The sequence below is a fragment of the Streptomyces sp. MBT65 genome (assembly GCF_016612545.1).
GTDB lineage: Bacteria > Actinomycetota > Actinomycetes > Streptomycetales > Streptomycetaceae > Streptomyces.
Genome location: NZ_JAENRY010000079.1, coordinates 17482 through 36598, shown reverse-complemented (window position 1 = coordinate 36598; position 19117 = coordinate 17482). Strand labels below are relative to the sequence as shown.

At 67.4% G+C, this 19117-nt stretch carries 28 protein-coding genes; all 28 read left to right on the top strand.

The window, feature by feature from the left end; translation table 11 throughout:
- The gene (locus tag JHN63_RS19530) at positions 1-216 is read left to right on the top strand and encodes a hypothetical protein (protein ID WP_200682375.1); all 216 of its coding nucleotides are present in this window, start codon (positions 1-3) and stop codon (positions 214-216) included.
- A gap of 107 nt (positions 217-323) precedes the next feature.
- Positions 324-665 (top strand): Lsr2 family protein, encoded by a 342-nt coding sequence (locus tag JHN63_RS19525; RefSeq protein ID WP_200682374.1) that lies wholly within the window; start codon positions 324-326, stop codon positions 663-665.
- 164 nt (positions 666-829) lie between these two features.
- A complete protein-coding gene (locus JHN63_RS19520; protein ID WP_200682373.1) occupies positions 830-1351 on the top strand; it encodes a flavoprotein in 522 nt (173 codons plus the stop codon).
- 65 nt (positions 1352-1416) lie between these two features.
- A complete protein-coding gene (locus JHN63_RS19515; RefSeq protein ID WP_200682372.1) occupies positions 1417-1989 on the top strand; it encodes a non-canonical purine NTP pyrophosphatase in 573 nt (190 codons plus the stop codon).
- Between the two features lie 181 nt (positions 1990-2170).
- Positions 2171-2632, top strand: a complete 462-nt coding sequence (locus JHN63_RS19510; protein WP_200682371.1) for an ATP-binding protein — start codon at positions 2171-2173, stop codon at positions 2630-2632.
- Positions 2633-2707: 75 nt separating this feature from the next.
- Positions 2708-4111, top strand: a complete 1404-nt coding sequence (locus tag JHN63_RS19505; protein ID WP_200682370.1) for a hypothetical protein — start codon at positions 2708-2710, stop codon at positions 4109-4111.
- Positions 4112-4208: 97 nt separating this feature from the next.
- The gene (locus JHN63_RS19500; protein ID WP_200682369.1) at positions 4209-4772 is read left to right on the top strand and encodes a hypothetical protein; all 564 of its coding nucleotides are present in this window, start codon (positions 4209-4211) and stop codon (positions 4770-4772) included.
- Positions 4773-4931: 159 nt separating this feature from the next.
- Positions 4932-5270, top strand: a complete 339-nt coding sequence (locus JHN63_RS19495; protein WP_200682368.1) for a hypothetical protein — start codon at positions 4932-4934, stop codon at positions 5268-5270.
- 55 nt (positions 5271-5325) lie between these two features.
- Positions 5326-6429, top strand: a complete 1104-nt coding sequence (locus JHN63_RS19490; protein ID WP_200682367.1) for an AAA family ATPase — start codon at positions 5326-5328, stop codon at positions 6427-6429.
- A gap of 66 nt (positions 6430-6495) precedes the next feature.
- Positions 6496-7641, top strand: a complete 1146-nt coding sequence (locus tag JHN63_RS19485; RefSeq protein WP_307781925.1) for a hypothetical protein — start codon at positions 6496-6498, stop codon at positions 7639-7641.
- A gap of 91 nt (positions 7642-7732) precedes the next feature.
- Positions 7733-8617, top strand: a complete 885-nt coding sequence (locus JHN63_RS19480; protein ID WP_200682366.1) for a hypothetical protein — start codon at positions 7733-7735, stop codon at positions 8615-8617.
- Between the two features lie 106 nt (positions 8618-8723).
- The gene (locus JHN63_RS19475) at positions 8724-9068 is read left to right on the top strand and encodes a hypothetical protein (RefSeq protein WP_200682365.1); all 345 of its coding nucleotides are present in this window, start codon (positions 8724-8726) and stop codon (positions 9066-9068) included.
- A gap of 65 nt (positions 9069-9133) precedes the next feature.
- Positions 9134-9562, top strand: coding sequence for a hypothetical protein (locus JHN63_RS19470; RefSeq protein ID WP_200682364.1), 429 nt, complete (start codon positions 9134-9136; stop codon positions 9560-9562).
- Positions 9559-10083: a hypothetical protein gene (locus tag JHN63_RS19465; protein ID WP_200682363.1), complete on the top strand. Its 525-nt coding sequence runs from the start codon at positions 9559-9561 to the stop codon at positions 10081-10083. Before JHN63_RS19470 ends, JHN63_RS19465 begins: the two co-directional genes overlap by 4 nt.
- 30 nt (positions 10084-10113) lie before the next feature.
- A complete protein-coding gene (locus tag JHN63_RS19460; RefSeq protein WP_200682362.1) occupies positions 10114-10578 on the top strand; it encodes a hypothetical protein in 465 nt (154 codons plus the stop codon).
- 144 nt (positions 10579-10722) lie between these two features.
- Positions 10723-11070, top strand: coding sequence for a hypothetical protein (locus JHN63_RS19455; protein ID WP_200682361.1), 348 nt, complete (start codon positions 10723-10725; stop codon positions 11068-11070).
- A gap of 80 nt (positions 11071-11150) precedes the next feature.
- A complete protein-coding gene (locus tag JHN63_RS19450) occupies positions 11151-11459 on the top strand; it encodes a hypothetical protein (protein ID WP_200682360.1) in 309 nt (102 codons plus the stop codon).
- Positions 11460-11536: 77 nt separating this feature from the next.
- On the top strand, positions 11537-11854 hold the full coding sequence (locus JHN63_RS19445; RefSeq protein WP_200682359.1) for a hypothetical protein: 318 nt from the start codon (positions 11537-11539) through the stop codon (positions 11852-11854).
- A gap of 216 nt (positions 11855-12070) precedes the next feature.
- Positions 12071-12763 (top strand): hypothetical protein, encoded by a 693-nt coding sequence (locus JHN63_RS19440; RefSeq protein ID WP_200682358.1) that lies wholly within the window; start codon positions 12071-12073, stop codon positions 12761-12763.
- Positions 12760-12996 (top strand): hypothetical protein, encoded by a 237-nt coding sequence (locus JHN63_RS19435; protein ID WP_200682357.1) that lies wholly within the window; start codon positions 12760-12762, stop codon positions 12994-12996. Before JHN63_RS19440 ends, JHN63_RS19435 begins: the two co-directional genes overlap by 4 nt.
- Complete coding sequence (locus tag JHN63_RS19430; RefSeq protein WP_200682356.1) at positions 12993-13997, top strand: DUF3560 domain-containing protein; 1005 nt, start codon at positions 12993-12995, stop codon at positions 13995-13997. Before JHN63_RS19435 ends, JHN63_RS19430 begins: the two co-directional genes overlap by 4 nt.
- 171 nt (positions 13998-14168) lie before the next feature.
- The gene (locus JHN63_RS19425) at positions 14169-14963 is read left to right on the top strand and encodes a hypothetical protein (protein ID WP_200682355.1); all 795 of its coding nucleotides are present in this window, start codon (positions 14169-14171) and stop codon (positions 14961-14963) included.
- Positions 14960-15508, top strand: coding sequence for a hypothetical protein (locus JHN63_RS19420; protein WP_200682354.1), 549 nt, complete (start codon positions 14960-14962; stop codon positions 15506-15508). The genes JHN63_RS19425 and JHN63_RS19420 overlap by 4 nt, the downstream gene beginning before the upstream one ends.
- 26 nt (positions 15509-15534) lie before the next feature.
- Complete coding sequence (locus JHN63_RS19415; protein WP_200682353.1) at positions 15535-16005, top strand: hypothetical protein; 471 nt, start codon at positions 15535-15537, stop codon at positions 16003-16005.
- A 62-nt stretch (positions 16006-16067) separates the two neighbouring features.
- A complete protein-coding gene (locus tag JHN63_RS19410) occupies positions 16068-16637 on the top strand; it encodes a hypothetical protein (protein WP_200682352.1) in 570 nt (189 codons plus the stop codon).
- Positions 16638-16815: 178 nt separating this feature from the next.
- Entirely contained in the window at positions 16816-17895 is a 1080-nt protein-coding gene (locus JHN63_RS54300; RefSeq protein ID WP_200682351.1) for an N-6 DNA methylase, read from the top strand.
- Positions 17896-18008: 113 nt separating this feature from the next.
- On the top strand, positions 18009-18380 hold the full coding sequence (locus JHN63_RS19400) for a hypothetical protein (RefSeq protein ID WP_200682350.1): 372 nt from the start codon (positions 18009-18011) through the stop codon (positions 18378-18380).
- A gap of 64 nt (positions 18381-18444) precedes the next feature.
- Positions 18445-19071, top strand: a complete 627-nt coding sequence (locus tag JHN63_RS19395) for a hypothetical protein (RefSeq protein WP_200682349.1) — start codon at positions 18445-18447, stop codon at positions 19069-19071.
- Positions 19072-19117: the final 46 nt, after the last annotated feature.

Sequence of the window (19117 nt, the reverse complement as noted above, 5' to 3'; positions counted from 1 at the left end):
TTGATCGACTTCATTCACGCCCACAGCACCCGCCTGTACGCCATCGCCGCCGCGGCCCTGTCCCTGATCGCCTACTACGTTCAGGACCTGCCGACCGGACTGATCCTCGCCCTGGTCGCCGCCGTCCTTGGCACCGGCGAAGCCATTCAGCGCGTCGAGGATCGAAAGACCCACCAAGCTCTACTGCTCGACCCTCCTTACGCCGACAAGGGCTGAAGCCTGAGCGCCTCGATGCCTTGGTGACAGGACGGAGAGATAGCAGCGCCGGAGACCGGCGGCTTGCGATTGCCGGATCTGCCTGAACGTGTCCTACGATCGCCCTCATGGCCCAGAAGGTAGTCACAACATATGTCGACGATTTGACTGGCGAGGAAGCGTCGGACATCGCCACACACAGCATCCTCATCGACGGGGCTGGCGTCGAGATCGACCTCACGGATGAGAACTACGAGAAGCTCCTGGAGATCTTGAACCCCTATCTCCAAGCTGATGGCGCTCGCAGGATTCGCGGCGCAGCGAGGGCGAAGGGAAAGTCCAAGGCATCGCCTGACAGCGGGGCTGACTCGTCGGCAATCCGGGCTTGGGCGAAGGACAACAACATCGAGGTAAACGACCGCGGTCGTGTTCCGGCCGCCGTCCGTGAGGCTTACGAAAAGGCTCGCTGATACTTGCCGAATAGTTGGTGACCCCCGCTGCTTGCGGGGTTCACTGCGCATTCCACCATCGTCGACAGCACCCCATTGCACAGCCGCACGCCCGGTTCGGGCAAGCAGCCTTCGGCTGCCGTCCGGCGGTGGCATGATCGGCTCCTCCGGGAAGAGGCCCTGCTGTGCACCCTGTAGTTCATCTCGTTGGATGCGGCTCGCGACCGACCAGCGACCTGCCGGACTTCGCAGCTGGCCTTCGCGGAGAGGGCTGGGAGCCGTACATCGTTCCCAGCCCTGTCGGTCGTCGCTTCCTTGATCCCCTTCGTGCCGTAGAACAGTCAGGGCACGCGGTGCACTGGGACTTCGAGCCCGACGCTCCTGTGGAACTGCCGCAGGCCCACGTCGTGGTCGTGGCACCGGCGACGTTCAACACCGTCACGAAGCTCGCTGCCGGAGCGGCGGACACTCTCGCCCTGGCCGTCGCTGCCGAAGCAATCGGGGCCGGGCGCCCAGTTGTTGTCGTGCCCTGGGCCAACGCCAGCTTGAAAAGCCATCCGGTGTATGCGGGCGCGATGCGGACTTTGGACCAGTGGGGTATCCACGTGCTGCCTGCGGATCAGGCTGAGTCGTTCCCTTGGGTGGCCGTGCGTGAGCGACTCACGCTGATCCGGGCGAGCCTCGGCACAGGCGCCGGCTCTGCCTGAGTCCGTTCGTCAGTGCCATTTCGACAGAGAGGGCTGCTGTGCCTGTGTCTGGTCTCACGGTTGTGATGTGCACGGGGAACTCGGGGAAGTTCCGTACCGCGCAGGAGCATCTCGCCCCCTGGGGCATCGAGGTCACACAGATACCCCTGGACCTCGACGAGATCCAGGCGACTTCCGCCGCCGAGATCGCGCAGCACAAGGCCCGCCAAGCCTTCGAGATCCTTCGGCGGCCGCTCTTCGTGGAGGACTCAGGGTTCGCCATCGACGAGTTCAACGGTTGGCCGGGCCCCATGGTGAAGCACGCCCTGGAAGCGTTCGGGCCCGAGGGCATCGTGCATCTCGCCGATCTCACGAAGCACCGGGTCTGCCGCTTCGCCAGCGCCGCCGTGTACGCGGACGTGGAAGGGGAACTGCACACCTTCGGCGACGACACCCGCACCCCCGGAACCATCGCTGCAGCCCCAGACCGTGGAGAGGGTCCTCGCTCGTGGTCGGACCTGTGGTCGATCTTCATCCCGGAAGGCTCCACCACCACGCTCGCGGCCATGCCGCTCGCCGAGCAGGAACGGGTATTCGCACAGTGGCGCGGCACGTCCGTGGTGGCTGCACTGGGGGCATGGCTCACTGCACGCGAGTAATCACACATGGCCCGGCCGTCCCAACCTGTCGTGGATCACGGCAGTGATATCACCGACGAAATGGTAGGTCCTCTCCCAGGCTGCCAGATTGAGGTCCCGCCACCGGCTGACCACACTCGGCCGGTCACGGAGCCCGTGCGGCCCGACGCCAAGGAGGCCGCGGCCACTCCGAGGAGGTCTCATGACGCTGTGCCTCACGCTCCGCAAGTTGCCCTTCGCGTTCAAGGTCGCTGCCGACACTCAGGCTGTGGGGCCAGCGCGTCGCCTCGTGCGCGAGGGAGTGGAGAGCCTGGACCTAGGGCAGCAGGCCCCGTCACTGGACGACCTCGAGTTGCTCACCGCCGAGCTGATCACCAATGCTGTGGTGCACACGATGGCACCTTGCGTGGTGTGCATTCGGTGGACGGGCCGACGGATCCGCGTGGAGGTAACGGACACCGACACACGAGACGTGGAGGCCAAGGTCCCGCCGACGAACGACGAACACGGGCGCGGCCTGTTCCTCGTGGACGTCCTGGCGGCTGCTTGGGGTAGCTATCGCGAGCCGGCGGGCAAGACGACCTGGTTCGAGCTGGGTCCGCACTCGCAGGATCGGGTGCCGTCTGGCGACCTCTGTCCGCTGACTGCCAGGAGCGCAGGATGACCAGAGGCACGGGAGAGGCAACCCGCGCTGGGTGAAACCGACCTGCCAGTAGGCGGGTTGAGCCAGAATGCAGCCATGGTCGCGATCATCAAGTGCGAAGGCTTCGAGTACGGAGACGTCAGGACCCTCGAGGAGATCTATCGGTCCCGGCGACTTGAGTACGAGTGGACACTCATACGCAAGGAAGAACTCTTCCCCAAGGGACGTCATTTGGCGCTGATTGCGGCCCAAGACGACTACGGGCGCTACGAGGTCAAGTACGTAGGCAAGTGCGTTCGCGGCCGCACGGCAGCAGACTCGGTGAAGCAGTTGCGGGTCTCGCATGTCCGTCGCTTGCAACATCCGGTGCCGTTGTCTGAACTGCTCGATGCTGTGCCGAGACATCTGCAGCGTCACCTTGTTGCAGAGGGGCAGCAGACCAAGACCGCGGGCTCAGAGTTGCGGCGCCTCCTTCTGGAACATCGGCCTGAAGTCCGCGACGCTGTCGACGAGATCGAAGGCGCCATTTCGTCCTGGGACTTCGGCCCCTCGCGTGCCGGCCAGGCGGTCTCGTTGCAGCGCGACGGCACCTTGATATCTGCCCGGATGGCGGGCTTCCGGGCCCTCGATCTGGCCGAGTGGGACCCTCCCGCAGAGGAGCTCTACGACGACAGGATGCCGCCGCTCTTCCTTGATTTGGTCGCAGAGTCATCGTCTTCGGGAAGCCAGGGTCAGTCTGAGCCTCAAGACCAAACTGGCCGTCCGGAGACGATGGCTGCCCAGCCGGCGCTGGAGGATCACCTCATCGCCCATGACACGCACACGATGCGGGGATGGCTGAGCGAGGCCACTGATCACGTCGCGTGGCGAGAGTTCCGCGAGCATGGCCGAACGCTGCTCGTCGGGAACGCCAACCGGGCAACAGCGGAACGGTTGTTGGGGTGCGATGTCATCTTCTACAACGTCTCGCGGAACAGCATGGTCCTCGTTCAGTACAAGAAGCTCGATGCGGAGAAGGGCGGCTTCTACTACCCGAACAGCGACGGGAACCTCGCCAAGGAGCTCCGGCGCATGAGGGCCTTGGACCGGTATGCGGCGAGCGTGGCAGACGGAAGTGGTGAGCAGCGACTCGATGCGAACCCGAGCTGGATCAAGCTCTGTCACCCGAGGTCGGTACTACCGCACACCTCGGAGATGATCTACGGCATGTACTTCTCCCGGCGCCAGTTCGAGTCGCTGCGTCAGGATGCCCGCCTGAAAGACGGACGGCAGGGCGCGGTCCGGTTCGGCTACAAGAACGTGCCCGGATACCTCGACAACACGCTGTTCACGCGCCTGGTCGAGACAGGTCAGATCGGCACGACCGGAATCAGTAGCGATCTTGTACGCCAGCAGGTCTTTCGCACTTTCCGCGGGCAGCGCGACCTGGTGATAGCCGCGCTCTACGGCGATGAGCCACCGCAGGCGGAACGGAACGCACGGCGACGCATGAGCAAGTGAGCGCCTTACCGGCGGCGCTCCCTCGCGTGCGGGATTCGCCACCGTAGCGGCTATTCTGCTATGTCCCGGATGATGGAGCAGCAGGAAGGAGGCCGTCGTGGCGAAGCCGCTCATCGTGGGCCGCAAGGAGTTCGCGAAGATCTATAACGTTGCGCCGACGGCGGTCAGCGACCGGTGGATCCCAGCTGGGATCGTCTCCTACGAGGATGCCGTGATCGTCTCGGGTAAGCCGTACTGGCCCGGTGGTCTGGCTGTCGACTTCGCGCTGCCGCCGGGCAGTCGCGGCCGGCAGTTGGACGAGGGGCTCCTTGCCGCGTTGGAGGAGGAGCAGCAGGCGACGGTCCGTCCGATGAAGAAGGGTGAGCTGCCGCCGCTGGTGGGGCTGCAGGAGTACGCGGCGCTGTTCGGTGTCAGCCAGCATGTAGCGGCGAATGCTCGTAACCGCGGCGGCGGGATGCTGCCGGCGGAGGACTACCTTCTGGGCGGCTCTCCTGTGTGGCTGTTGTCGACCGTCCTTGAGGGCGCGGAGCACACGATGGCGCAGAGCCGTGGTGGCGTATGGCAGCTGCAGGAGGCTGTCGCTGCGGCTTTGCGGGAGGGCCGCTACGACGGGCCCGGGTCGGCGATCGCCGCGCGAGGCAAGGCCGCAGCGGGGGCGTAGCGTCGTCACGTCCGCCGGATTCGCTGCCTTGGAGCGGTTTGGCGGAGTTGCCCACCCCCCAATGCATAGTAGAATTAACCTCATCCACTAAGGGTGCATGCGCGAGTGGCAGCGACCGCATGCAAAATAGGCTGCGATACATCGAACGAGGAGGGGTAAGTGACCGTGCAGCTAGAGCTGCCCATCGCGGCCATACAGCAACCCGAGAACCCAGGCGGCAAGCTGACGATCCAGGAGCGGTTCGAGGCATTCGACCAGCTCAACCCCTGGATCCTCAAGCACCTGGAGAGCCTCACCGCCGACTGCGTCGAGCGCGGACTCAGGCGCATCGGCATTGGGATGCTGTTCGAGGTCCTGCGCTGGCAGTACGGACTCGCCACCCGCGGGGAACCCTGGAAGCTCAACAATGACTTCCGGAGCCGCTACGTGAGACGCCTCATCGACCTGCACCCCGAGTGGTCGCCCCTGTTCGAGATCAGGAAGATCCACACAGCCTAGAAATAGGCCAGTGTCTAACTTCCTGTGAGTCTCTTGGAGATGTTCTGTGTCCAGCATGACCGTGCCACGCCTGCGCACCCGCAAGCCCACCGGCGTCATCCCTTGGCCGATCGTCCTGATCGAGGGCGAGGAGAAGAGCGGAAAGTCGCATCAGGCTGCGGCGTTCACCGGCTCCGAGCAGACCGGCCAGGCGTACTGGCTGGAGCTCGGCGAGGACACGGCCGATGAGTACGCGAACGTGCCGGGTGCGGATTACCTACTGATCGAGCACAACGGCAGCTACCGCGACATCCTCGGCCAGATCGAAGCCGTGCACGCCGAGGCCAGGCGCGCTGCCGCGGCGAAGGAGAAGCCGGTCGTCCTGGTGATCGACTCGGTGTCGATGCTGTGGCGGATGCTCGTGAACTGGACCAACGAGCGCGCCCACCGCACGCCGAAGAACGAGGCGAAGCTGCGCCAGGACCCGGATGCCGAGATCAGGCCCTCCATGAACCTGTGGAACGACGCATCCGAACGGTGGCAGCGGGTCATGTATCTCGTGCGCACCATGCCGGGCATCGTGATCCTGCTCGCTCGTGGCAAGGAAGTGGCTGCCGTGGACGGCAACGGCGATCCGATCCCGAAGACGAAGGACTGGCGGGTGGAGGGCCACAAGTCCCTCGCCTACGACGCGACGGTGTGGGTGCGGCTGCAGCGCGACAGCGATCCGCAGATCATCGGCGCCCGGTCGCTGAAGTTCGAGGTGCCGCGCAGCGGCAAGCCCAAGACGCTGCCGGGCTTCTCCATCGAGAGGCTGGTGTTCGGCCTGATGGGCTGCTCGATCCACAACCAGCCCAAGGTCGCCCCGGAGCTGACCGGGGATCTGGCGCAGCAGTGGATGCCGAAGGTCCACAAGGCGGCCGAGCAGGGCGTTGACGGCTTGAAGAAGTTGTGGCGGCAGGTCGAATCGGACGAGGAACTCAGCCGCAACGAGGTCCTCGTGGTGCGCGCTGCCATCGAGCGCACGGCCGCCGAGGTCAAGAACCCGAGGAAGTTCAGCGACCCCACGAGCGATGACGTGGCGCGGCTGCGGGCGGCTGCAGCTGAGCAGCAGGACCAGGCCGCCGAGGACCCGGGCGACTTCGAGGAGTTGCCGCCCGACGAGTTCGCCGCTGCCTGACCTTCGCACCCTGCCGGGGCCCGCTGTGACGGGTCGGGCCCCGGCGTGCCCTCTTGGAGAACTGCTGTGACCGCCACCACCTTGAGTGCGCCTGCTTCCCTGTCGATCTGGGATGCCGCGCACTCCGCTGATGCCCGCCGACCCCGCTCTGTGCAGACACAGTTGGGGGCGTCGGACACGATCTGCTCACGCCGCGCCGGATACATCCTGGCCGGCGCGGAGCGCACGAACGCCGGGGACAAGCGCGCCGCGATCCTCGGCACGTACATCCACCAGGGGCTGCTCGAAGATGCCCGCCGCGAGTACGGGTGGCTCATAGAGCGGACCGTCGCAGACGGGACCCTGCGCGGGCACATCGACGTCGTACAGCTCGACGCCGCCACGGCTGCCCGGCTGCCCAAGCGGCATCGTCCTGCCGAGCCTGCCGCGCACTTGACGGTGGAGGATGTGAAGACGAAGTCGAGCCGTGTCTGGGATCGGGTCGTGCGGTTCGGGCCGACAGCCGCAGAGATGCGGCAAGTCCTGTTGTACGCCGACCTGTTGCGCACGGTCGGGTTCGCGGATGTTCCCGGTCAGCGGTACCTGCACAGGCTCGGCCCGGTCGACGTGCAGCGCATCCGGTTCCGCTTCGTATGCCGGGATACAGGCGAGGAGCACATCGAGGAGTTCGTCTTCGACGAGTGGCTGGCTGCTCAGGCTCGTTGGTGGGTGGACCGTGTCGTGGAGGCGGACTCACCGGAGGAGCTGCGGCGCGACCATGACGGTCCCGGCCTGTCGGTGATCTGCGACAACTGCCCGTTTGTTCATTCCTGCTGGCCGGGTGTGCCGCCGGGGCGGCCCGCGCAGACGATTCTCGTCCACGACGACGAAGACCGCGCGAAGGCGCTCGCCGACTACGTGCGCGCTCATGAACGATTCCGGGAGGCCAAGCGGGTCAAGGAGATAGCGAGGGCGATGCTCGACGACTCCCCGGAGGGCAACTACGGGGACAACCACCTGGGGTGGGGCGGCGGCAACGACAAGGAAGAGTCGGATGTCGCTGCGATGGTCGAGCTGTTCGAGGACGCCGACTTGGTCGTGCCCATGGTCCCGGACGAGAAGGCCATGATCCAGATTTTGCGCCGGGCCGGCATGGTCGTGCCCCGGCGTAAGGCGGCCGGTCAGAAGACTGCCCGCACCATCAAGGTCAGCCGGGCCCGTAAGACCTCCTGACGGCCTCTGTGGCGGCCCCGCACGGACGGTGTGGGGTTCGCCCTCTCTTTTGATCTTTCGAAGTCCTATTACCGCCTTGGAGGCATGCTCCGTGTCGATTCTGCGCCGCCACCTCAGCACCGGGTTCACCGTGCTGCCGACGGCCACCCTTGAGGATTCCCGTCTGTCGTTTCGGGCTCGGGGCGTGCTGGCGTTCTTGATCTCGAAGCCGGATGCGTGGAGGGTGCGTGCCGAGTCGATCGCGAGCGCGGGCAAGGAGGGTAAGGAGGCGATCAAGACGGCGCTGCGCGAGCTGAAGGACTTCGGCTACTACCGGGTGGTGACCGAGCGGCTGGCGGACGGGACGCTGAGCCGGATCACCGAGGTGTACGACACGGCGCAGGAGTGGGCGGCCGAGGAGTACCGCAAGTTGGAGGCGCGGCGGGTGGCGCGCAGGCTGAAGAAGCAGCTGGATCAGGGCAATGCCGCCGCTGACGAGGAGTTGCCCGAGGGGGGACGTGGCAGTGATGGGGAGGAGGCCGGTGGTACCGAAGGCGGGTTTTCGGGCGCCGGTTTTCCGGACGCCGGTTCACCGGACGCCGGATCTTCGGGCGTTCTAGTTAGTAACCAGAGCCAATATCCAGAGAAGAACCCCCCTACCCCCACAGCTGACGCTGCAGGGGAGCCGGGTGACGCTCCGCTCGACGAGACAGAGGAGGGTTCGTGCCCGACGCATCCGGATGAGCCGGGCCGTTCGTGCCGGGGCTGCGGCACGAGTCCGAGGCAGCTGCGGGCGTCGCAGCAACGGGCAGAGAAGGAGCGGTTCAAGGCCCGTGAGCGGGAGGCGAATGAGCGGGTGTTGGCGCAGGTGCGGCGTAAGCCGGGGGTGGAGGGGTTGTCGGAGGTGGCGCGGCAGCAGCTTGCTGCCATGCGGAGCAGGAGGCGGGAGGCTGCGGCTGGTGGCGGGGAGGTAGAGTCGCCGCCAGAAATAGGCTGATGTATAAATGTGCAGCGGTTGCCGCTCAGGCGATTTGCCACCCCTGCCGCACATAGTAGAATTAACCCTATGAGCAGGAAGGGCCCGCTCACCTTGGGAGGCACACATGAAGTACGGCTCCATCTGCCGCGGGATCGCTTACATGCCCGACGACGAACTGATCGATGCATTCACCCGAGCGAGGATGTTCCAGGTGGCCTGCCGGGGCGACGAGGTGCGCGTGATCGCCTATCACGGGCAGAGCTCCGTCGAGGCTCAGTGCCGGCCGGGCGACAAAGGGTGGGAGGCATTGGCTCTCACGCAGCAGCCCAAAGGCGATCTGCCGTTGACGGGAGTGCTCTTCACGGACATCCCGCAGAGCGCATGGAGCACGTTGGACCTGGCAGTCAGTGTGCTGCGGAGCCGATTTGGTGACCACTTCACCAAGCGCGTGGCCCTGAAGGTCAAGTAATCGCAGCTGGTTGTGCACTGGCCCAAAATAGGCCAGTGCACAACCAGCATGGAGGATGGATAGACATGCGTGATGTGACTGCCGAGGCGGCCGCAATCCGTGCCGACTACGGGCCGGACGAGCACCGCGCTCTCGCCGTGTACAGCGACGTGCACGTTGCCCTCGAAGAGGCCGGACTGCACCCGTACGTAGAAACCCGCGGCGGCCTGGCGATCTGCGCCTACGCCGACGACGGCACATTGTTCGTGGTTGCCTGCGAAGACGCCCTGCCGTTCAGCCGCTGGGCACCCGGGGCGCTCGCGGGCTGGCACCTGAGCCACGTGCCCGAGGACGGGCCGGCGCCCGCCTGGCGGTGCGTGGTCCACGACAGCCTGCCCCCTCATCCGTGCCACTACGAGGTAGGCGACCTGGACCTTAGGCCCCTGGTCGAGGCCGCGACGACCCACCTCACGGCCTGCTCGCATCTCCGCGAACCCGCCGGGGCCAGGGCGTGAACCTCAACGAGGACGACATGCAGATGGCGGTGCGTGACTTCTTCTCACCAGCGTCGCTCCTGGAGTTCATCGACCTGCCGGATCTTCGCGCCCGCATCCAGTGGGGCGAGAAGCAGTTCGATGAGGGGCAGCACGACCGCAGCGTCCGGCGCCTCGAGGGGGAACCGGATGCCGGCTGCCTGACCCGCTGGTCGGCCATGCCCAGCGGGTGCGGGTTTCGCTACGACGTCGATGCTCGTGGCGGTGCGCGGTCCGGACTCGTGTACTGGCATGACGTGCACCGGACGGTGAACTCCCGCCTGACACCCGTCCGTTACGGGTTCCTGCGCGCGGCGGTCGAGGCCGTAGCAGCGCACGAAGCCGCATACATTCCGGGCCCGGTCCCCTTCCGCACGCCCGAGTTGTGGACGTCCCTGTTCTACCGCCCGTGGGCACGCCGGGCCAGCGGCCTGGAACTGAAGGCGTCGGCCGCCCTGGATGCCATCTGCCCGCCCGCCAAGGCACAGCCCGCCTTGTTCTGATTCCACGCGACAACGAGAAGGCCCTTCCCCGTGATCACCTCCACTACTTCCGCAGCCTGGACTGCCGCCGCGCCGTGCGCCGGCCTCGACGGGTACGTACCCAGCGAGGAACTGGTCCGCAGCAAGCCCAGCGACGTCATGAAGGCCTGCGCGCCGCTCATGGAGGACTGCGCGCAGCTGTGCCCGTTCATGCTGGAGTGCTACGAGCGGGTGCGACCGGAGGCGAGCCGGTTCGACGGGGTGTGCGCGGCGCGTACGTGGATCAACGGACGGCCCGTCGCTGTGGCCGAGGGTGCCCCCGCGCTGTCGAAGCTCGTATCGCAGGCGGGTACGTGCGGGACGAGCAGCGGGGTGAAGGCGCACCAGCGGCTCGGGGAGCCGCTGTGCGGACTGTGCCGGGTGACGTCACAGCGGGCGGAGGTGCGGCGCGCGGGCGCGGCGAGCATCCGCAAGCGCGCCTCCCGCACTGGCCGTGAGGCGCGCGCGGCAGCGTAGAGACGCGCGGCGAGGCACTCTCCAGGGCTGTGACCTGCACAAACGCAATTGACACCCCCTCCAGGGATAGTAGAATTAATCTCAGTTGGGAGGGGGAAATACGCCCAGCTCCCGCTTGGAACACGAGAAAAGGAAGCACCCCTGATGCGCACGATGACGCCGGACCCGCTCGCCGTTCTGCAGGTCGCCGCCATGCACAACATCACCGAGGAGCAGGCCGCGACCGCCATCAACTGGGCCGCACACATGACGGTGCACGCCTGGGAGGCGTACGCGGACACGCTGGGCCTGGTGAAGCAGGACGGCGCCGCGATGGAGGCATGGTTCGGCACGCTCGGCCCGGACCTGCGCAGCTCCGTACTTGAGGACGCGGTCACCGCGGTGGTCGGCGCCGACCGTGTGCTCGCCGAGATCTACAGCAAGCAGGACGGCCAGCAGCCCGCCCGCGCACGAGTCATGCGCACCAACCGGCCTCGCGTTCACATCCACTGACGCTCCGCGACTTCGGCCCGCCTCGTACCGGGGCGGGCCGCGCCATGCCGTCATCCCAACTCAACGGAAGGAGCCGCCTCATGGGCGCTCTCGACTTCTACACCACCGCCACCGGCACCGACGTGCACACGGCCTTCAACAGTGCCCGCGAGCAGGCCGAATGGGAGTACGGGACCTCCGGCTACACCGGCACCATCGCCGAGAAGAACGAGGTGACGCTGCTCGACGAGCCGAAGCGCAGCGAGCAGGACGCCGTGGGGCGCGCGAAGGAGCTGCTCCGCGGCGACGATCCGCGGGTCAGCGGCAAGTACGGGCCCGCCGGCGCACTGCCGATCACGGCGGTCGACGCCTCGGGCGCCTGGTTGTTCTTCGGCGTGGCCGCCCACTGATGCCCGCCGCGGGGCTGCGACACAGCGGAGCCCCGGCCAGCCCCGCCTATCCGGATCCCCGAAAGACGATGACCACCGTGCTCGACAAGCACCTGCCGCTTGAGGCGGCCGCCGAGATCATCAGCAACCTCGGTCTCAACAGCACCCAGACCCGCCGGGCCAATCGCACGATGCAGCGCATCGTCTACCGCGCCTGGACCCGACGCAGCCGAGCCAAACAGGCTGTGACGTTCGAGGAGTTCGCCGATGAGGTTCCAGCCTGTCACTGGCCGTTGATGTTCGAAGTGTGCGGGCTGGTCCTGCTCGGCCGCGACACGGATGCCTGCGTGCTGATCACCGCAGCCCGACGTCTACAGGCAGCACGCGAATGCCAGGCGAGCGACAGCACCCACTGATCGACGCACTCCGACGAGAAGGACTCCTGTGATCCTCAGCCCTCGCGAGATCGCCCGTGTCGGGCTTCGCGACCGGCACCCCGAAGACGACTTCCCCAACCGGCAGATAGCCCTGCGCGTCCGGCGTGCTGTGAAGCGCCGAGACCGCCAGCGCACGCGGACCGGCATCGCTGCCTTCTTCGCGTGCTCGCCTGTCCCCGACGAGGCCGACCACTCATGACCCGACACCCCCTGCCGATCGGCGCGCGGGTCTCGCACATCAACCAGCAGTGGGCCCGCAGTCTTCCGGACGGTACCGCCACGGTCATCGACCGCAAGGGCCCCTGGCCGGACGGCTCGTGGGAGTACCACGTGCGCGCGGCCCGCGACTTCTCGCGCCAGCCCGGCCCCGACAATCCCGAATCCCGCACCACTTGGTGGCCGTCCTGGGCCACCACACCGTCACTCACGAAGGAGAAGCCCGTGAACAACACCACCAGCAACAGCGAGAGCGAGGACGGCGAGCAGGAGATCCTCTCGCTCCACCGTCTCCTTGCCCGGGCCATAGCCGCTGTGGACAACAACGTGGAGGAGGCGTTCGTCGTCTTCGGCCTGCCCAGCCTGTGGTCTCTGACCAGCCCGGAAGTGCGACGTCAGGTGCTTCTACTTGCCGCCTGGGAAGCCCGCTCCGCCACAGCGGCCGAACTCGAATCTCCGACGTCCGCAGGCCAGTACGCGTGGGCTTTCACCCAGTACGCGTCCTCGTGGGCCGAGCAGCACCCGGATGGTGACGCGGAAGGGTTCTGCGCCGGGCCGCACTCGGCACGCCATGCCGCGTCGTCCCTCGCCTTCGACCGCGACGACCTCCTGGTGTCCCTGGAGACGGCGCTGCTCCTGTGCTCCCGCGCGGAAGCGCCGGAGGAGTCGTGAAGGCCGGCGGATACGTGTGGCTGCGCGGCCACGGCAACCAGCCGTTGCTCGACACGCACGGTGAGGCGATCGCGTTCCGCATTGATGCGTCCAAAGCCCTTGCTGGCCACGGCACTTGGTATCAGCTGCGTACCGCTCACCGCGCGGCGCAGGACATCTTCGGCGGCTGGCACACCGGTCTGAGCCTCATCTCCATCTCCCTGTCCGAACTCTCAGAAGGACCCCGACAGTGACCATCGAGATCATCCATACGCGCAGCGACGGAACCCTCATAGAGGGCAGCGCGAAGGGTGATGGCGTCTACGAAATCGTCCGCCAGCACGGCTTCCGCTACTTCCCCTCCCTCGGTCAGCTCGGTATCCGGCAGTCCCGCGACCGCGCCGCCAAGACGTGGTACATCAACGCGGCCGCGGCCGCCCTGCGCGAGGCCGGCTTCGAGGTCAACGTGCAGATCGACGAGAGCGACCGGCGTAGCTTCGCCGAAGCCGAGGCGGATCGCGTCGAGCGCGCCGAGGGGCGGGCCGAGCGGTTCAGCAGTTACGCCGACAATGCCGCCACCCGCTCCGAGTCCGCGTACGAGCACGGCCACCAGATCGCCGACGGCATCCCCATGGGGCAGCCGGTGCTGGTCGGGCACCACTCCGAGCGCCGCGCACGCCGTGACGCCGAACGCATCGACCACGCGATGCGGACCAGCATCAACGAAGGCGAGAAGGCTTCGTACTGGTCCGGACGCCAGAGGGCGGCTGAAGGGTACGAGCAGTTCCGCAAGGCGCCCCGGCGGACCCTGCGCCGCATCGAGAAGCTCCAGGCCGACCTGCGGCGCGTTCAGAAGTGGCAGCGCGGAGAGTCGGCCGGGGGCTCAGGCCGGGACATCACCAATCCCGACACCGTGCAGGAGCTCGTGATCCGGCACGAGGAGCTCACCGAGGAAATCGCCTACTGGGAAGCGGTCATCGCCGAGGCCGAGAAGAACGGCTTCAAGGTGTGGTCCAAGACCGACTTCAAGAAGGGTGACTTCGTCCGCCGGGGCGGGACCTGGTTCGAAGTCCTGCGCGTGAACGCCAAGTCGGTGACCATCCCGCACATCCACAACGGCATCGGCGGGGGTGTCGTACGCGCCTCGGACAACAAGCTCGACGGCTGGACGTGGCTGCTCACCTACGACGAGGTGTTCGGACGCCGTAGCGCCGAGGAGATGGAAGCCGCGCTCGCCGCCTCCACCACCCAGTAACCCCCCTTCTGACCTGGTCTTTCGCAGTTGACCCCACCCCCAATCATAGTAGAATGATCCTTAACGAGGGGGTGCTGGACAGGTTTCACCAGCACCCCCTTCACCACGCCCACAGCCGCCCGCTCACCGCAATCACCGGATGCGGAACGGCACTTCCGAAGAAAGCACTCCATGCCCTACGACACTCAACTCGTCGCTCCAGACCTGCTCACGCTCACCAAGCAGACCGCCGCCGCACTCGGACCGGAATGGGCCGTGACCGGACTGCTCGGCACGGCGATCGTGACCCACCCCCTCGGCCTGCGCTGCAGCCTCCGAACCCGTGACGGCCTGCTCAGCGTCAGCGCCTTCGTCTCCCAGGACAGCGAGCCGAGCCAGCCCGCCAAGCCGTTCACCGCGACCACCGCGATGGAGAACGCGAACGGCGGGAAGGTCGCCAAGCTGATCCACAGCCAAGTCCTGCCGCACTTCGGCCGCCGGGACGCCCTCGCGGCACTGCGGCTGCTGAGCCTCCCGCTGCGTGATGCCCGGCTGCCCGCTATGGCGGAAGGAACATCCGCGCGCTCAGAGCTCGTGTTGGAGGGCGGGGACAGCGCCAACCCGGCCCTCCGCATCCATATCCGCTCGCCACGCCCCGGCGCCGTGAGCGTGAACGTTCAGATGAACAGGCTCACCGCCGAGCAGGCCATCCGCTGCGGGCGCACTGCACTGACCAGGCCCCCGTCCCATCTCGAAGGCGAAGCAGATCCCTTCCCGCCGGAGATACGGGCAGTCCTCGACGCCCTCCCCGAAATCAACGGTGCACCGCCCCGGGCCGGATTCACGAGCCTCTACCCGACACACGGGCCGCTCGAGATCCTCCACGACGCGAACGCCGCCGAGCCGAGCGCGCCGTTCGCTCTGCGCACCAGCGACACCTCGATCGCCGCCTCGTACGCCGTCCTCCGCGCCTACACCGCCGCATGATCCAGCCCGAGGACACCGAAACCGTGATCAGCAAGAACCCCTTGGCGGGCACCGTCGACGGAGCCATCGGTGATGAGCTCGGCGCCCATCTTTCCGGGCTGGGGCCCACGCTCCGCAACGTCACCTCCGCCGCCCTCGCTGTCGCCCGCATCGACGAACTCGGCTGGGCGCCGCTCGGCGGGTATCCGGGCAGCGACGTGCTGTGGCCCGTCGCCTGCCTGATGTGCGGCACGCCCGTCCTGCGCTTCTACAGCCATCTGCGCCGTGCGCGCCCCGCGATGCGCCATCGCGGCTGCGTCCCGCAGGACCAGCACTCGTATCTACTCACGGCGCTGTCCGCGTACAGGACAGACACCTGCCCGTGCCGGCGGGGACACGCCACCGCCGTGGACGAGGTGGCGCAGGCCATCGAGGGCCTGCAGCGCGCCGTCCGCAGGGACGACCACCGCCAGGTCGTCGCCCACGTGAGGGCCCTCACCGGCCCCTGCCCCGCCACAGCAGCCCGCGCCGACGCCATCCGCGCCCTCCAGCGCGCATCGAAGTAACCACTACAGAACAGGAGTTGCCTCACATGAGTGAGTACGAGCGCGGCGATCGCGTCGCCGTCCTCTACCTGTCGAAGATGAACGGAACATGCCTGGCCTACAACCGCACCGTCATCGACGTCGACCCGCACGCTGAGCACGGCCAGCGCGTCTGGGTGAACATGCCGCACGACGCCGCGAGCAGCAGTCCGCACGACTTCTTCGCCGACGACGGCGAGGGCATCTGGCCCATGGAGGACGAGCCGGTCGAAGACCAGCTCCCCGTGCGGCTGGCCGCGAACCTCGACTGGTACATCGCGGCCGCCGCACCCTACTCCAGCCGCCTGACGTGGCCGTCAGGCCGGGGGCACCTGCCCGTACGGGTTCCGTTCACCGACAAGGCCCGCGCCCTGCACGCCCGCATGGCCTGCCACTACCTCCACCAACTGCGCGCCGTCGACCCGCGCGCTTTCGAGAACTGGGTGGCCCAGCACAAGGCCACGCCAGTGGCCCAGTAGACGTGCCGTCCGAACACCGGCACCAGCCAGAACAGCGCGACCAGCAAGGAGAAAGAACGCACATGCGGGGCCTATGGAAGGTGACGTACACGCACCCGGAGCACACCCGGACGACGTGGAACTACCTGATTCCCGTGTGGGACGCCCGGACCGAGAACGCGGCACGGGAGCGCGCCCAGGCGAAGCACGATGCGAATGCAGCCCACTTCGGTGCGCGGATACGGGCGGATGACACCTCGGAACTTGAGGTGCTGAACGTGATGTTCAAGCCCGCGGTGCTCTCGCGTGAGCGGGCGGCGGCCTGGATCGCGCTGCAGCAGAACGGGGCGATCACCGAGCGGGGGTGGCCGCTGTCGTACGAGCGCGGGGAGCGCCGTCGTGACGAGGCATGGCGCACCGAGGTTGGCGAGCTGCACATGAGTCTGCGTGAACGCGTCCACGGGTTCGGGGAATCGGTCGCCGAGATCCTGCAGTCGCCGGAGGCGGCAGCATCGGCCGCCTGGGCCGTCGAGGCACACACCGACCGCTTCGGGCGGGTGTGGTGGGACAGGGCCCGGGCCGAGATCCACAAGGCGGGGCTGTCCTGGCTGTGGCAGACCCCGTACGGCATGACCTGGATCGATCAGGCATAACCCCCCCTCCTGAGCTGGGCATCCGCAGTTGACCCCACCCCTAACCATAGTAGAATTAACCATCGAGAGGTGAGGGGAAGCCCAGACTCCCCGCCCGAAGCGCCCTCATCACCGCGACCCGCCCCGCCCGGGGCGGGTCGCCTTATACCCAACCCCACCCACGGAAGGCGATTTCGCCGTGACCCAGCAACTCGATCTGTTCGCAGACATCGCCGCCACCCCCGAGCCGATACCCGCAACCTTCACCGCCGCGCCGAAGCCTGCACGCTCCACCCCCTCGGCAGCACCACCGAAGCTGGCGCCGCCGGCCGCACCTTCTGCTCCGCGCGCCCGGCGGGCGCCTCGCCCGCACCCTGTGCGCGATCCACACCGGCGCGCCCTGGAGATCGGCGAAGCGGTGGCCGAGCGGTGGCACAACCGGCATGGCGGCACGGCTATCGAGGTGCCGATCGGCGTCGTTGCCGCCCTCTCGCTCATCCGCGAGAAGGACCCGAACGGCCCGGACCTCAAGACGCAGATCCTCGCCCAGGACGGCCCGCAGCTGATCGGGATGCTGCGCGAGATCTGGTCGATGCACTGGATACACCGCCCCGACCTGATCGAACGTGCGCGGATCCTCCATGAGTGGCTGAACGACGAGGTCGACGAGTACCGCATGCACGCGGTCCAAGCCGTCGCCGAAACGGCCCTGAAGCGCGGCTTGTTCGACCTGACCGCGCACGAGGATCCGTTCCTGCGCTCGGCGACGGACGTCTTGTCGCCCGTGATGATGTGCCTGCGCTCTCACGGCGCTCGGCAGGGGCTCGGCGAGTATCACACCCCGGCGCCGGTGGCCGACGCCATGGCCGACATGCTTGCCGCGGGGCAGGTCATGGACATCAGCCTCGCGGTCGACGCTCCGCGCACCGGCGAGCACATCCATGATCCGTGCGCCGGCAGCGGGGGGCTGCTGCGCTCGGCCGCCCAGCACCTTCGCGAACGCGGGCACGACCCTGCGGACTTCCAGTGGTCGATGGTCGACATCGACCCCATCGCCGCCGCGTGTTGCGCTGTGAACGCGATGGTCTGGGAGCTCGGCCCGCGGGTGACCGTGGCGTGCGCGGACACGCTGGCCAATCCGAATGCCGTCGCGGATGCGATGAAGGAGGCGCGGGCCGTCTTCGAGCACCGCGACGAGGTGGTGGGCAAGGCTCGGATCATTGCCGCCCTACGTCAGGCCGAGCATCTGATGGAGCAAGCCCTCTCGCCTGCGGCGTAGTCCCACCCCCATTCTGACCTGCACAGACGCAGTTGACCCATGCCCTATGCATAGTAGAATTAACTTAGAAGTTGAGGGGGTCACCTCACCGACTACACGCCAGAAAGGCCGTCATGCCCGACACCGTTCACGCCCTGCTCGTCGCCACCGACGGCACGATCACCGATCTGCACGTGAGCGTCAACGACACCGCCCAGCGCGCGCAGATCCAACAGGCACTCGGCGACGACGCCGAGGCCCTGCGCTACGTGCGCCGCCCGGACGGCTCGCACACCGCCGCCCTCATCGCCGAATCCCGCGACGGTCAGCCCCCGAACCTGTGCGCGGCCATCGCCTTGCACTTCCTCCTCGGCGAGAGCCTGATCGCCGACATTCAAGGTCCCGTGATCTTCGCGGGATTCAACCGGCAAGGCGCGCTCACCAGCCTGACCGAGGACGCCGTGCGCACCATCCACACCGCCTCCGTCATCCCCGCCGTCCGCTGAATCCCCGCTCGGCGGTCCGCAACTCCCTTTATTCGAGCACCATTTGAAGCAGGAGAGAACCCTCTTGAGCAGCACAACCATTGCCGAGCCCGATGCCGTAGACCTCACCGACCCGGAGTCGGAGGGCTCCGAGGCACCGGAGCCGGCCGTCCTCAGCGAGGTCGACCTCTACCTGCTGGGCAAGCCCATCTCCGAGGCCCTCGCTGACGGATGGAGCGAGGACCTTGAGGACCACCCGGCGGGCTTCGCGGACAGGTCGATCCGCCTCGTCCACCCCGACGGCCGGTCCATCGGCATCCGGCACCTGTGGCAGGGCAGGGCCGTGCAGACCTTCGCCGTCGGCGGTCCCGCCCCCGAGCAGGCGGCAGACTCCGGCGGTGCGGCCGGTGAGAACACCCGGCTCCCCAAGGGAGTGCGGTACAGCACCGGGGTCCGCTTCACCACGGCCTCCCCGCTGGAGGAGATCCTCACCGCGATCCGCACCGTGCTGCTGCCCGCCTTCGACGGGACTCGGCTGCGCCTGCGCGCCGACGGCACGCCGATCCCTCCCGCTGTCCAACCTCCGGCCGAGGACAGCACCGACGCCCCGGCCGCCCCCGCCGCGAAAGCCAAGACCAAGCCGAAGGGCACAGCACGCCGCTCCGCCTCGGCCAAGGGCACGACCAGGCGCCGAACTCCGGCAGCTGCCTGAGCCCGGCCGCGCACCACATCAGGCGGGCGCACTTCATGTCGCGCCC